8 protein-coding genes and 1 pseudogene are annotated in these 14654 nt (G+C 61.3%); 5 read left to right on the forward strand and 4 right to left on the reverse strand.

Going from position 1 to position 14654, the window contains the following annotated elements; genetic code table 11:
* The 3 genes and pseudogenes from WB650_RS21950 to WB650_RS21960 form a co-directional block, all read right to left on the reverse strand.
* Nucleotides 1-284 (reverse strand): annotated as a pseudogene (locus tag WB650_RS21950) (hypothetical protein); the annotation flags it as partial.
* An 87-nt stretch (nt 285-371) separates the two neighbouring features.
* Entirely contained in the window at nt 372-1034 is a 663-nt protein-coding gene (locus tag WB650_RS21955) for a hypothetical protein (protein ID WP_423962049.1), read from the reverse strand.
* An 866-nt stretch (nt 1035-1900) separates the two neighbouring features.
* Nucleotides 1901-2959: a DUF3800 domain-containing protein gene (locus tag WB650_RS21960; protein WP_423962050.1), complete on the reverse strand. Its 1059-nt coding sequence runs from the start codon at nt 2957-2959 to the stop codon at nt 1901-1903.
* Nucleotides 2960-3400: 441 nt separating this feature from the next.
* On the opposite strand from WB650_RS21960, the gene WB650_RS21965 reads away from it, so the two are divergent.
* The 3 genes from WB650_RS21965 to WB650_RS21975 all read left to right on the forward strand — a co-directional run bounded on the left by WB650_RS21965 (nt 3401) and on the right by WB650_RS21975 (nt 11701).
* A complete protein-coding gene (locus tag WB650_RS21965; protein ID WP_423962052.1) occupies nt 3401-6328 on the forward strand; it encodes a choice-of-anchor D domain-containing protein in 2928 nt (975 codons plus the stop codon).
* Between the two features lie 449 nt (nt 6329-6777).
* The gene (locus tag WB650_RS21970; RefSeq protein WP_423962054.1) at nt 6778-10032 is read left to right on the forward strand and encodes a choice-of-anchor D domain-containing protein; all 3255 of its coding nucleotides are present in this window, start codon (nt 6778-6780) and stop codon (nt 10030-10032) included.
* A gap of 136 nt (nt 10033-10168) precedes the next feature.
* The gene (locus WB650_RS21975; RefSeq protein ID WP_423962056.1) at nt 10169-11701 is read left to right on the forward strand and encodes a hypothetical protein; all 1533 of its coding nucleotides are present in this window, start codon (nt 10169-10171) and stop codon (nt 11699-11701) included.
* Between the two features lie 111 nt (nt 11702-11812).
* On the opposite strand, the gene WB650_RS21980 is transcribed toward WB650_RS21975, so the two are convergent.
* Nucleotides 11813-12619, reverse strand: coding sequence for an ABC transporter ATP-binding protein (locus tag WB650_RS21980; RefSeq protein WP_422303770.1), 807 nt, complete (start codon nt 12617-12619; stop codon nt 11813-11815).
* Between the two features lie 289 nt (nt 12620-12908).
* Here WB650_RS21980 and WB650_RS21985 point away from each other — a divergent pair, with 289 nt between their 5' ends.
* Both WB650_RS21985 and WB650_RS21990 read left to right on the forward strand, forming a co-directional pair.
* Complete coding sequence (locus tag WB650_RS21985) at nt 12909-14060, forward strand: phage protease (protein ID WP_423962058.1); 1152 nt, start codon at nt 12909-12911, stop codon at nt 14058-14060.
* Nucleotides 14061-14092: 32 nt separating this feature from the next.
* Entirely contained in the window at nt 14093-14575 is a 483-nt protein-coding gene (locus WB650_RS21990) for a hypothetical protein (RefSeq protein ID WP_422306023.1), read from the forward strand.
* The last annotated feature ends 79 nt before the right edge of the window (nt 14576-14654 follow it).

A 14654-nucleotide genomic window follows, 5' to 3' on the forward strand; every position in this document is an offset into this window, starting at 1 on the left:
CACTTACAGTAGCTCGGATCGGCCATGTAGTAGTGCAGGGTGCCGGTCTTGCCGACGTAGTACAGCACCTGGAGCGGAAGCAGCGACTCGAGTTGCTGCTGCCGCTCGGGAGTGTCGGCGGGGAGCATCCGGAAGCCGGCCGCGGCGAGCATCGGCTCGAGCTGCTCGGCTTGCTGCTCGGGGGTCGGCGGCGGCGGTTGTATCGAACCGCATCCGGCGAGCGCGGCTGAAATCGCGGCAATCAAAGCACAGAAGAGGATAGAAGTGATCGGGCGCGTCGGCATTAGTTCCTTTTCAAATTTCAGTTTCTTACGCGATCGATTGCGGCGAAAAAAAGGGCGGCCGTTTCGGGCCGCCCCGTGAAGAGCGAATCAGGGGACGGAGCTGACCGGGTTTCCGCTGGCGTCGAACAAGGTCAACGCGCCCGCACCATCGGTGTTGAGCGTGAGCGCGGCGCGGGTCTTGCCGTCGTTGCCAAGGAGTGCGAGGCCGGGGCGTCCGTCGGGCGTCATATCCATCCCGATGCGTCCGCGATGTTCGTCGGCGAGGCGCAGGGTAGGAGTGCCGTCGGCCTCGACGATGATCGAGGCGCGCGGATTGCCGTTCTTGTCCATCAGGCCGAGGCCGGACTGGCCGTCTGGTGCGACGCCGAGGGTGGCCTGCGGCTTCGCGTCGGCGTCGAAGAGAACCACGCGGGCGACGCTGTTGGTGAGGCCGACTTCGGCGCGCGGCTTGCCGTCATGACCGTAGATGCCGAGTGCGGGTGCGCCGTCGGAGCCGACGCCGAGTCCGGCGCGCAAGGTGCCGGTGCCGTCGAAGACCGCGATTTGCGCGACGCCTCTGCGGGTGACGTTGAACTCGCCGCGGGTCTTGCCGCGGCTGTCGACGAGCATGAACCTCTGCGCGGTGATCATCCTGGGGGCGTTGGCGGCGTCGACGGTGCGAGCGGCGAAAATATGGCCGGAGACGGCGCCTCCGACGAAGGCGGCGGCGAGAGTCAGGGTCACAAACCCGAAGCGCTCTTTGATGGTCATGGTCACGGTCTCCTTTTTCCGGTCCGGTGCGATGGTTTGGGCAAATTTCGGGGAGAAGATTAGCAGGTGAAGAGGGGAGGTTACAAAACCATGAGGGGAGGAACTTAATTGCAGTGAAACCCGCGGTGGGTTTCATTTTTCACTGCTTCCTTCGGCAGGGCTAAGCTCCTTCGGCTTCGCTCAGGACAGGCTCTGCACCTTAGTGAGGAGGAATGCCAAGCGCGAAATGTCGAGGACGACGTTTCGCTCTCAGGTTCGTGTTTTCTTCGGAGCCGCGGGCAGGGCCGCCCGCGCCACTAAATCCCCGAAAGTGCCTGGGGGCGCGTTGCAGTGGCGCGCGCCGCCGTGCCGGCTGCCTTCCAAAATGTTGAGGACAACCTTCGCTCTCAGGGTCTGGTTTCTGGGGGAGGATGGGGGCTGGGAATTTAGCTCGCCCAAATCAGGATGTGGCGTTCCGCGTGACCTCTTACCCGCCTCGCCCGCTTAGTTGCGGGAGAGGTCGCGCCGAAGGAGCGGGTGAGGGTGACCTTTGCGGAAGAGAGGCTGTCCTGAGCCTTGCCGAAGGAAGGCCGGGTGCATCGCGAGCGGTAGGTGAGGGTGAAGTACGTTCAACCTCATCCTGGAGCTTCGCTTGTCGGGGGTGGCGTGCGCTTGAAAGGCGGCTGGGTGACGCTGTTTCTGTGGAGTTTGAGAGTATAACCTTTCATCGCTGCGCTTTTCTCGGAGCGCAAACTCCGAGACGCTGAGCAGAAATGGCACTTTGAATTTCGAGATTCGCAGAGACCGTACTCGGTAGAAATACCGACAAGACTCTACGCACCCATACACGTCAGCGGAACAATGTAATGCGGAAGAATCGCCGCTCTTCACCGCTCCGGCGGAATCCAAAGACCTAAAGTCCGAAGGATATTCACGCGGACGCGGGTGAGAATCCGATCCCAGTCTTTTGCCTCATAGCGGTAATCGTAATATTTAATTCCGCTATTCTCGTGTAGCTCAAGCCAAATCGGATCATCGTACGTAGTCGCGCCGCGCGATATTTCGAGACACATCTTTCGGATGTGCCATGCGAGAAGGTCCGCTGCTTGTAGTGGCGGATTACACTTGTCATCCCTATACTCCGGCGTTTTGTTCTGAAGGAAATCCACCCAGTCCGGATTGTCCATTCTCACTACTTCAACAAATTCTCTGAACGCCTTCTCCAGATTAACCGGATTGTCGATGCCTTCATCAAAAAGAATCTCCGTCTTTTCGCTAGTCCGACGATACATATTCTGAGCGGCTCGCAGGAGAAGTTCGTCTTTCAGAATTCTCTGAAAACTCAGGTAGTACGGGTTGCGAATGTGTTGCTCGATCTCCTGAAGGTCTTTCACAGTGGCCGTTTTGACCGATTTCATTCGCTGAATAATGTCTTCGTATTCCCGATGCGACAGCATCCATGTCAGTCCATACGATTCTCTCGGATCGGGTGCGAGATGTTTCGCGATTATTTTTACAAACCGCGAAAGCCGCGCATCGCGCGCACTAGTATTGCCCCGCCCGTGCACTCGAACCCATTCCGAAACGGTGTTGGTGCCTTTGTCGTAGCCGAATTCCCCCTCAAGATTGTATGCGTCCGATGCCTTCAAGTATCGCAAGCGAGGAGACTGCCTGAGTTCATCTTGCCATTCGTCCGCGAAGTCTTCCCAGATATCTTTTTGAGCGGAGAATCCCGCGAGTACGTAAACGGGACTCTGAGCTTTCCCTTCTTTGCCGCTGTCGTCGATCCATGCCTGAAGCACAACTAACCTCGCACGCTCGCGAAGTTCGCGCGGCATCCCTGAAAAGAGCGAACGGATCTGTAAGCATGCCTTATCATCGCTGCACTGGTCGTGATTCCGAACATGCGATAGATTCTGCCGTGATTCCGGCTTGACTGTCGACATCCGACTAATCCCCTCCCATGGTGGGAAGGGGGACCAGATAAGCGGTGGGTATCTTGTCGTCCTATCCCCTTGGCCCCCTTCCCAATAGTGGGAAGGGGGGACCGGATCGGGCAGAACGCGGAGGTGGCGACCTAACCGATAACCCCTTCCGATCGCGGAAGGGGGAACGGAAAGGCGGTGAGTATCTTGTCGTCCTATCCCCCTAACCCCCTTCCCATGGTGGGAAGGGGGAACGGATCGTGGGGACGGGACTGGATTGTTGACGGATTTCTGGAGAATGTGTGCTTGGGGGCACTTTGGGTGGGTTCGGGGATTGTGCACATCGGGCTATGCTGTGTTTGACAACTAGTTAACACGCAACCTGACTACGCCTTCCGTTTTATCTCCATATAGTTGCATCGAGTCGGAAGTCGCTACCTCCGGGTGCGCGAAGGAGGGCGTGTGCGCCCTGGATTGCGGACTGGCGGGATCGTGCTGGCGGCGCTAATCGCGGCCCAGCTGCTGATTGCGACCGTGCGCCTGCTGCGCGCCGGGGTTGAGGCCTCGAGCGCGGACCGCGTGGTCGGGCAGATCGATTTCGTCAAGAACCAGGTGAACTTTGTCGATGCGATCGGAATGAACGCGCCGGCCGGCGTCGCGATCGACAAAGCTAACGGCCATGTGCTGGTGGCGGATTCGCAGAATAACCGCGTGATGGGGTGGAAGAGCGCGACCGCGTTCGCGTCGGGCGGCGCGGCGGACCTGGTGATCGGGCAAGCGGATTTCAATTCGTCGGGATGCAATCAGAACGCCTCGGCGCCGGATGCGACGACCTTATGCCGGCCGATCGGAGTCGGGTTTGACGCGGCGCATCGGGTGTACGTCGGCGATGCGCAAAATAATCGCGTGGTGGTGTTTAACGATCCGTTCGCGTTGCTGAGCGCCAACGATCAGACCAGCGATTTCGCGGCCATCGTGGTGTTCGGGCAGGCGGGCAGCTTTGTCACCAATACTGCCAATGAAGGTGGGCTCAGCGCCGACAGCCTGGACAGTCCGCAGGGGGTCGCGATCGATGCGAGCGGGAACCTGTTCGTGGCCGACGTGAACAATAATCGGGCGCTGGTTTTTTTCTCGCCTCTTCCAATGACGGCGGTGAAGGGGCCGCCGGGGAATTTCGGCGACGCGACCGCGGACGTTGCGATTGGGCAGCCGGACCTGGTCAGTGGAGCATGCAATCAGGGGGGAAGTGCGACGCCGCTGACTTTGTGCATGAATTCGTTTTTCGGAGTCGGGATCGCGGTCGACGTCGGCGACAATCTCTACGTCGCGGACACGCGGAACAATCGTGCGCTCGAATATAACGGTCGGTTTGGCTACGAGCAGACCAACAATGTCGCGCCGGACCTGGTGTTCGAGGGCAATAGCCTGGTGCAACCGACGGGAGTCGCGGCCGATTCGAACCAGAACTTTTACGTCTCGTCGGAGGCTAACAACCAGGTCTACGAGTACACGCAGCCGGTGCCGCTGATGAGAGCGGACCTGCTCAACCTTCAGATTGGGCCGGGAGCGCAGAATCCGAACGCGGCGTCGCTGCAATTTCCGATGGGGCTGGCGATAGACGCGGTCAACAATCTCTACGTGGCCGACCAGGCCAACAACCGGGTGCTGGAGTTCAACGAGTACGGATCGCCGGGCAACAAGGTGGCCAACGGCGCGGGCGGACAGATCGATCGGGCGCATGATGGGCCGAACCTGGTCGATGCGATCGGTGAGAATTCTCCCGGCGGAATCGCGGTGGACGCGACCTCGCAGCCTCCGCATCGGCATCTGTATGTCGCCGACACCGTGAACAATCGGGTGCTCGGTTGGCGCGACCTCACGGCGTTCAGCGCGCAGCCCGCCGATATCGTACTTGGGCAGCCGGATCTGTTCTCGTACAAGTGCAATAACGGCGTGGCGGCAGATGATGTTGGCGGGCTCGGCGCGGACAGTCTGTGCGGTCCGGAGCGGATGGCGGTCGATCGAGCAGGAAATCTGTACGTTGCGGATTCGGGCAACAATCGCGTGCTGGTGTACAACACGCCGTTCAATCCGGCCAGCGGCGAGCCGGGCGCGGGCGACGCGACGGCGGATTTCGTTTACGGGCAAGGGGGCGCATTCACCACGCGCAGTTGCAATCCGAGCGGCGCGAATGCGACGACCTTGTGCAATCCGTCGGCGGCGGCAATCGACGGTGCGGACAACATCTATATAGCGGACGCGGGGAACAACCGCGTGCTCGAGTTCACCAAGGCGGGCAATCCGCCGGGTGCGTCTGACGCGATCGCAAGTCGGTCGTACGGGCAGGGCGGGGTTACCGATTTCACCGAGACGCAATGCGCCGACGGCTTGGCGGGCGATCCTTCGCCGAGCGATCACGCGATGTGCATGCCGGGCGGAGTCGCGATCGACGCGTCGGGGAATATGTTTGTCGCTGACTCGGGCAACAATCGCGTGATCGAAATCGACGCGCCGCTCGCGGGTACGCAGAATGCGACGCGGGTGTTCGGCCAGGGGGGAGACTTCACGCAGTCGAAATGCAATCGCGGAACTTCCTTGCCGGGCGCGTCGAAGCTATGCGCGCCGGCGGGATTGATGCTCGACGTGATCGGCAATTTGTGGGTGGCGGATGCGAACAACGATCGCGTGCTCGAATACGTGGCGCCGTTCAGTTCTGATACTGCGGCGGCGATCGTGCTAGGGCAGGGCGAGGTCGACAGTTTTGGTACCTGGGGATGCGACAACGGAATCATGATTAGCGATTTGTTCGGACTTGGCGCGGACAGCCTGTGCGCGCCGGCGGCGGTCGCGGTGGATGCGAATGTCGATCTGTTCGTGGCGGACACGCAAAACAATCGAGCGATGGTCTATGACGGGATCCTCGCGACGCCGACGCCGAGCGCGACGGCGACCGCAACCGCGACCATCACTGCGACGCCGACCGCGACCGCGACGATGACCGCGATCGCGACTGCGACGGCGACTGCGTCGTCGACGGCCACCGCGACGCCGACCGCGTCGCCAACGCAGACGCCGCAAGCGGGCGGCAAACTCAAGCTGAAGCCGAAGTCGATAAACTTCGGCAGCGTTGCGGTCGGGAGCCATTCGAAGTCGCATACGCTGAAAATCAGCAACGCCGGCACCGTGACGATGGACGCCGCGGTGCCGACCCAGGGCGCGCCGTTCGTCGTGGCCGGCGGAGAATTCCTTGTGAGTCCGCATGGCTCGATGGCGGTGACGATCGATTTCGCACCGACCGCGAAGGGGAGCGTGCACAGCGTTCTCGAGATACAAAGCAGCGACCCGAAGCATCGCACGGTCACGGTGAAGGTCAGCGGCGTGGGTAAGTGATTGATTTGATGTGAAACCCGCAGTGGGTTTCAAACTTCCTCGGCAGGGGTAACCTCCTTCGGCTTCGCTCCAGGGCAGGCTCTGCACCCAGTATTCAAAAGGTCGAAAACGGCAAGTCGCTTTTGTTTTTTTGGCTGCTGATGGCGCGGTTTTAGGCCGCTTTACAAATTTTTCTTGTCTTTAGATTGCCGCAGTGGTACTAAGCCCTCACCTTACAACTTTGTGCCCGCAGTAAGGCTTACCGTGGGTCGAAAGTTTTAGCACTCCTCAGGGTGGGGGGTTCCATTTTTAGGGAGGAACATATGTCTGTTCACCATTCCGGTATATCGTCGCGCGTGCGATTTACACTCGCAGCGCTATCGTTAGGGGCAGTCGCGCTAGCGGCCTTCGTGGTCCTGAGCTTTGGATCGCGAATCGGAGCGTCCATAACCGGGTCGTCAAATTCCCAGGTGGCTGGTCAGGTGATCCCGGCCTCGGCGGGGATGCAAAACCCAGAGGAGCTTCGCAAGCAGGCGCTGAACAAGATAGCCGGGCTTCCGCTTTACTTCGAAGCGAATCGCGGGCAGGTCGATCCGAGCGTGCGCTATCTTGCGCGCAGCGGACGGTATTCGTTGTTTCTGACCGACGACGCGGCAGTGTTTTCGTTGATCGGTGGCGAATTTCACAAGGGTCCGATGCCGGCGGGATTTCCTTACAAGGCCGGGGGCGACACGAACCTGACCGAATCCGCCGTGCGAGTACGGCTGGTCGGCGCGAATCCGCATCCGCAAGTGGAGGGAGTCGAGCCGCTGCCGGGGCGCGTGAACTATCTGATCGGCGACGAAAAGAAGGATTGGCATCGCGACGTCCCGACCTTCGGCCGCGTGCGATTTCATGACGTGTACCCGGGCGTCGACCTGGTCTACTACGGCACGCCGTCGAACCTTGAATACGATCTGATTGCGGCGCCCGGCGCTGACATCTCGAAAATCAAATTTGCGATCGAAGGCCCGGCCAAAACCGCGCAGACCGCGGCCGGCGACCTCGTGATCGAGACTGCTTCCGGAGTTATCAGGATCGACAAGCCGCAGAACTATCAGCAGAATGCCGATGGCAGCCGCACGCCGGTGGCGGGCAGTTTCACGCTGACGAAAGAGGGCACGGTAGTAGAGGGAGTCCCGACCCGGCAGGTTGGATTCCAGATTGCCAGTTACGATCACAACAAGACGCTGTTTATCGATCCGGCCGTCAATACGATTCCGTATTCGACCTATTTCGGCGGCAACGGTTCGAGCATCGGGCCGCTGAACCTCGAGCAGTTTGCATCATTCCTGGGCGACGCGACCCTGATCGACTCCGAGACTGGGGTCGACGTCGCGCTCGATCCTTCGGCGAACGCGTACATCACCGGGACTGCCTACTCGAACAATCTCCCGGCCGCCGGTTTTTTCCAGTCGACGCTTAAGGGAGCCAATTCGCCTCCGTCGCAGAATCCAAACGTCTTCGTCGCAAAGTTCGATACCAGCAACAGCGGTGGAGCGTCGCTGATTTACGCGACCTACATCGGCGCTAACGGTAATACCAAGACTGGCGCTGTCGGCGCCGGAGACGGCGACCTGGGATTCGGCATCGCAGTCGACGGTTCCGGAGATGCTTATGTGGTGGGACAGACCTACTCGGGTCAGAACGGCGATTCGCCCAAGGATCTTTTTCCGGGCACCTCAAGCTGCGGAGCGTGGGGGCAGGCTAATATCGGATCGAACTCGTCGACCAACCAGGGCTTCGTGACCGAACTGCTGGCCGGCGGCGACAGCCTCGAATATTCGTGCTACATCCCGGGCGCTCATAATGCCACAGCGGCGCGTGTCGCGCTGGTTCCGGGATGCGCGTCGGATTGCGCCGCGTACATTGTCGGATCGACCCAGAGCACCAGCGGCGCAGTGGCCAGCGGCTTCGACGGGTTTGTTGTAACTACCAGTCCGGCCGCTGCGCAGTCCCAACTCGCGACCGGTGAGGGTGGACTGAGCAACGCGTTCATTATGGTGGTGGGTGGTGACGGCGTAGGGGCACTGCCCTTGTATTCGAGCTATTACGGCGGGACCGGCAATGGTTCGGAGGGCGACGTCGGCCTGGGAATATCGGTCGAATCCGCCACCGACGTTGCGATCACCGGTGCGGCGTTCTCGAGCAACATACCGCTGTCAGCCCATCCGGCACAGTCCGGCTTCCTCGGCGGTACCACCACGAGCATGGCCTACGTCGCGATGTTCAACACGACTAGCGGCGCGCTGACCTACGGCAGCTATCTGGGCGGTTCGGGGAATGGAGACGCACTGGTCTCGGTTGGCGACGTGGGCACCGCGATTGTGCTTGACGGGTCGAACGTGTGGGTTGCAGGACTGACAGCGTCGACGAACTTTCCTGTCAGCGCAACTCCATACGAGTCCACCAACGATGCGGAAACGATGGCGGGACCTCCGGCGACGACAGGATTTATCAGCGAGCTGACGCCGAGCAGCACCTCAGGACTTAGCCAGATCGACTATTCGACCTACTTTGGCGGAACGGGATTTAGCATCACGATCCCGATTCTTGGTGCCTTCGGAACTGGCGACGCAATCGGCGCGATGGCGGAGAGCGGTGGAAAAGTTTACGTGACGGGTCTGACGACGTCGGCCTCGGCGTTGGAAACCGGATACGTGAGCACCTTTCCAGTCAGCTCCAATAAATGCCAGGCCGCGAACAACAGCAGCGGTATCTCGCTCGAGGGCTTCAACGTGCCGGTTACGGCGTTCGTGTCCGAATTGAATCCGTCGCTGGCGGCCGCGAGTCAGCTGGTGTTCTCGACCCTGCTCGGCGGATCAGGAATGGCGGACATCGGATTGGGGCTCGCGTTCAATTCGGCGGGGAACGACATCTACGTCGTCGGCAGCACCTATTCGACTGACTTCCCGGTTACCTCGAACGGATACCAGCTCTTCAACAACGACTTCAACACTACAGATTCGGAACAGAGCACCGCGGCGTTCCTGACGGAGATAAATCCAGCGGGCAATACGTGTCCGACGCCGTTCACCAAGCCGACGCCGACCGCGACTGCGACCGGCGCGACTGCGACGCCGACCGCGACCGCAACCAAGACGGCCACGGCAACTGCGACTTCGACCGGAGGCACGCCTACTGCGACTGCGACCGCAACCAAGACGGCCACGGCAACCGCAACGGCGACTTCGACCAAGGGCACTGCGACGGCGACCGCGACAGCGACCAAGACGGCAACGGCAACCGCAACTGCGACTTCGACCAAGGGCACTCCGACTGCCACCGCGACAGCGACCAAGACGGCGACGGCAACCGCGACCGCCACCGCCAGTCCTACTCCGACGTCAACCCCGACACCTTTGGGGATGCTGTCGTTCAAGCCGAACCCGGTGAGCTTTGGGGATAAGACCAAGATAGGTAAGACGAGTAAGAAGGAGGTGACGATCAAGAATACCGACTCGAAGCATTCGGGAATTGATGTAGTGGTCACCAGCGAGACTACCACTGGCGCACCATTCGCAGTCGCGAAGCAATGCGCTAAAACCTTGAAGCCCGGTAGCAGCTGCAAGGTTGAGGTCACCTTCAAACCCAGCGACGACACCTTGCAGACCGGCGCGTTAATCGTCAACGACAATGCGTCTGGAGCGCCGCAGATGGTACCGCTCTCAGGCACCGGTAAGTAGTTGGGCGGCGTATAGCAAACAGCAACTCGCGTAGAAGAAGCGGCGAGCCCTCGGGCTCGCCGCTTTACATTCGCGGCATCTTTGACACCGACGCGATGAGCAGCCATTCTGACAGGCGGTTTGGGGGAACATTCGTATGAAAGAATCAAGGGGGAAGGCGCGGATTGGTGCGACTGTGATCGCGGTGGGGGTCGCGTTGGCGATTATGGCCGCGTTCAGGATGTCTTCATCGCACGCGCTGACGGCCGCCGAAACCTCTCAAACGTTTGTCGTCGACCTGGGCGGGAACTCGGTGACCATCTACGCGCCCGGCAGCGACGGCACCGACCCTTCCACCGTCACGACCGTCTCGGGTCAGAACACCGGCTTCGAGGCGCCCGTCGCCATCGCGATCGCTCCGACCGGGATCGCCGGTTTGACGAGATTCTATACCACCATCTGCGGCAAGGTTTGCGGTGGCACGGGTCCTGCCAGCGTCAATCGTTATGACTTCTATATCCCGGACGGCGGCGGTACCTTCGATGTCGACCCCGCTGCCGTTATCAAGGGCGACGACACCGGCCTCGATGAGCCCATCGGCGTCGCACTGGACTCCAGCGGGAACATCTACGTTGCGAACGATTTTGGAGGGGAGTCCGGCCTTGGCAGCGTTACCGTCTATCCCTTTGGCTCCAACGGCAACGTCACACCAATCACGAAAATCACGGGCGGCAAGACCGGGTTCGATTTTCCCACCGGCATCGCGCTCGATTCGAGCCGCAACATCTACGTGACCAATTGCGGCGTGGATTGCAACGGATCGAACGCGCGCAGCGTCGAGATCTTTGCGGCAGGCAGCAGCGGCAATGTCAGGCCCACTGCCACTATCACAGGCGGCCAAACGGACCTCGCCTTTCCGTTCGGCATCGCGCTGGATTCCGGCGGCAATATCTACGTGGCGAACGAGATTGGCGGGGAGAACGGGCTCGGCAGCGTCACGATGTATCCCGCCGGCAGCAACGGCAACGTCGCGCCAACCGCCACCATCGCCGGCCACATGACCGCGCTTGATAGTCCGACGGGAATTGCGCTGGATGCCGACGCGAACATCTACGTCGCCAATCTGAACAGCGACAGCGTCACCGTTTATGCGGCCGGCACCGACGGCAATATCGCGCCGACCGCGACCATCGCCGGCAAGGATAGCGGGATCGATATGCCCTATGGCATCGCGCTTCCGGCTGCTTCGATTACAGCGACCCCGACCGCGAGCATCTCGGCCACGCCAACGCCCAGCATATCGCCGACGGCGACCGCGACCTCGACCGGCGTCACACCCACCGCGACTGCAACACCAACCGCGACTCCGACGCCGGGCGGCGGGCGGATCGAGGTGAGCCCGAAGACGTTAAACCTGAAAGCGGCTCCGTCCGCGATGGTGAGCGGGACCGTCACGATTACGAACGTCGGCTCAGGCCCGCTCAACGTCACAGTGCCCGCGCCCAAAGACCCGCCGTTCACCGAGACGGGCGGAGGATCGTTCGAGCTCAACTCCGGAGCACAAGACGACGTAACCATCGTGTACTCGCCGACCAAGAAGGGATCGACGAGCAGCACGATCACGATCACCAGTGACGATCCCACTAAAAAGAACGGGGTCAAGGTGAAGATCAAAGGCAAGGCGAAATAAGCTGCTGCCGCTTCCCCTTTCAAAGGGTGAGGGTCTTTTATAGGGCGCGAGGATGGCGGGCACGCCGGCCCGCCCCACTAGCAGGACGGCCACCCACTCGTCTGACCAACCTCAAATCACAATCCCACGATCGGCGCGCACGGACAGCGCGAATCTGCCGCGCGCGCGAGTGAGATGCACCGGCGCCGCGAAAGCGTCGGACAAGGTTGCGGAAGTGAGTACTCGAGCACGCGGTCCCGCGGCGAGCACGCGGCCCGATTTGAGCACCAGCACATGCGAAAAAATCGGGACGATCTCCTCGACGTGATGCGTTACCAGCACCGTCGTGGGCGCGCCGCGAACTCGGGCGATGCGCTGAATGAATTGCAGGAAGTGCTCGCGCGCCACAGGGTCGAGTCCGGCGCACGGCTCGTCGAGGATTAGCAGTTTCGGCGACGCCATCAGTGCGCGGCCGATCAGCACGCGCTGGCGCTCGCCCTGCGACAGAAACCGCCACGGGCGATCGCGCAGATCGTACGCCTCGATCCGGCGCAGAATCGCGACGGCGGCGCGCCGGTCCTCCGCGCGCATCTCGCCCCAGTATCCAATTTGCGCATAACGACCGCTCACGACCGCTTTGAGAGCCGTCTCGCCGTCTTCCATCATCTGATGAACGCTGGAACTGACCAGTCCGATCCGGGTTCTCAGATCGCGCCAATCAAAGCGTCCATAGGTCTCGCCGAGCACGCGAATCTCGCCGGCAGTCGGCGGCAGATATCCGGTGAGCGCGCGCAACAGCGAAGTCTTGCCGGAGCCGTTGGCGCCAAGAATTGCCCAATGCTCGCCGCGTTGAACCCGCCAATCGATCGACTCGAGAATGACGGCCTCGCGCTCAACCCGCAGCGTAACTACTTCGATCACACTAGTTCCAGCTTTCATCGTGCGCAGATTTGTACCAGCCCCAAGCACAAGAACGCGAGCCTCCGGTGCGCGGAACCTAACCCCTAACCCCTTCCCGAGCGGGAAAGGGAACCAGAAATTAGGGAATCGTCGCGTCCTATCCCCCTAGCCCCCTTTCCATGTTGGAAAGGGGGGACCGGAATATCGTACGCGACGCGTTACGCCGTTAACTCTTTGTGTTCACCACCCTACCTACTAGGCCACAAAAGTTCAGGGATGAACTGTTCATCCTTACGCAACCTCTGAACTCGGAGCACAATGCGCCTCGATGCAACACCTCACGACACGCACCGGCGGTGAAAACGAGACGCAGGCGGGCAAACTGATTCCTTCGTTCGTGATCGATACCGCCGGTGCGCCCGCCTCCGCACCAGCAATGGGCGAAGGCGCGGCCTCTGCGCCCGAATGGATCGAGCTGCTCCCGGCGGGAGTCTTTTACGGGCGAGACGGTCGCGGGCCGTTTCGCCTCGACGATCCGACCGCCGTGATCGCGTCCACCACCGCGATGCAGATGAATGCCGGCCTGCCGATTGACTACGACCATGCCACCGATTTCGGCGCTCCCGAGGGACGGCCCGCTCCGGCGGCAGGATGGATTCGGGAGCTGGAAGTGCGCAGGGGAGCCGTGTGGGGACGGGTTGAGTGGACCACGCGGGCCGCAAGTTCGATTGTCGCGCGCGAGTACCGATACGTCTCGCCCGTGTTTCAGTTCGATCCGAAAGACGGAACGGTGACGCGGCTGCTCCGAGCCGGGCTCACCAACAATCCAAACCTCCATTTGACCGCGATTGCGGCGTCGCGCACTGCGGCGGCCGACAACGAAACCAAGGACCAACCCATGGAATTTCCAACCCAGGAATTGCGCGAGCTGCTGAGCCTCGAGGGCAACGCAACGGTTGCGGACGTCGTCGCAAAAGTGCGCGAACTGCGCGCGGCCGGCGATGCGGCGTCGTCACAGTCGACTAGCACGCATGCACACGACCCCGCGCATTACGTCGCGATGGCCGAGTTCGAGCGGGCACTCACCGAGCTCAACGCGCTCAAGGCTGAGCGCGCGCGCGAACGCGCCGCGCATACGGTCGAGGACGCGATTCGCGCGGGCAAGATCGTCCCGGCCCAGCGCGAATGGGCGATCGCGTACTGCGCCGCCGATGCACGCGGCTTCCAGGCGTTCGCCGCCAAGCAGCCGTCGATCGTCGGCGAAAACCTCGGCCTCGGCGGAGAGCCTCCCGCGGACCGGCGTGCAGGCGGCGGCCTCAACCAGGCAGAACTAGCAATCTGCGCGCAGCTGGGCCTCAAGCATTCGGAATTTATCCATCGCAAGCGCGGCCGGGCGGATTTCCTGAGCCTCGAACGGAGCGACGCCGAGCTCCGAAACGCAGCAGCCCGCAACGCGGACCTTCGAAACAACCAGGACTAACTCGCGCTCTTAATACTGAAATAGGTGAAAAGATGGCGGCTCTAACCACTGCACGAAATACGCCCGAGATGGCCGATGGCGGCAGGATGCGCGTGTACCCGGTCGAGGCGAACACCAACGTTTACCTCGGCGGAATGGTCGCGCTGAACGCGGCCGGCAACGCGGTCCCGCCTTCGGCGACGACGACCGTCGCGAATGCGCTCAAGGTCGTGGGCCGCGCCGAATACGTCAAGAACGGAATTCCTGGACAGAACGCGATCAACAATCCCGGCGTCGCCGGCGCGATTTCGATCACCGCGCGCAAGGGAGTGTTCCTCTACGCGACCGACGGATCGGTCGGGGTCGCGCAAATCGGGCTGGTGTGCTTCGCACTCGACGACAACAACGTCACGGCCACCGATCGCGCGAGCGGCGCAAGCGTCCAGCAATACGCGGCGGCAGGAACCGTAGTCGCGATCGATCAAAGCGGGCAGGTCTGGGTGGATTTCTGGCACCAGGCAACCGCATCCGCGTGAAGATGACGTTCAGCGAAAACAGACGAGGAAGAAATTAGATGGAAATCAGCGCAGCGTATCTGACCGCATTGTTCACCGG

Origin of the sequence: Binatus sp. (SeqCode), from assembly GCF_049584895.1 — a bacterium.
Taxonomy (GTDB): Bacteria; Desulfobacterota; Binatia; order Binatales; family Binataceae; genus Binatus.

What these genes read in the sequence shown, in the direction of transcription:
- WB650_RS21990 (WP_422306023.1), top strand. Translation starts at nt 14,093, where the DNA reads ATGGCGGCTCTAACCACTGCACGAAATACGCCCGAGATGGCCGATGGC.
- WB650_RS21960 (WP_423962050.1), bottom strand. Translation starts at nt 2,959, where the DNA reads ATGTCGACAGTCAAGCCGGAATCACGGCAGAATCTATCGCATGTTCGG.
- WB650_RS21985 (WP_423962058.1), top strand. Translation starts at nt 12,909, where the DNA reads ATGCAACACCTCACGACACGCACCGGCGGTGAAAACGAGACGCAGGCG.
- WB650_RS21955 (WP_423962049.1), bottom strand. Translation starts at nt 1,034, where the DNA reads ATGACCATCAAAGAGCGCTTCGGGTTTGTGACCCTGACTCTCGCCGCC.
- WB650_RS21975 (WP_423962056.1), top strand. Translation starts at nt 10,169, where the DNA reads ATGAAAGAATCAAGGGGGAAGGCGCGGATTGGTGCGACTGTGATCGCG.
- WB650_RS21980 (WP_422303770.1), bottom strand. Translation starts at nt 12,619, where the DNA reads ATGAAAGCTGGAACTAGTGTGATCGAAGTAGTTACGCTGCGGGTTGAG.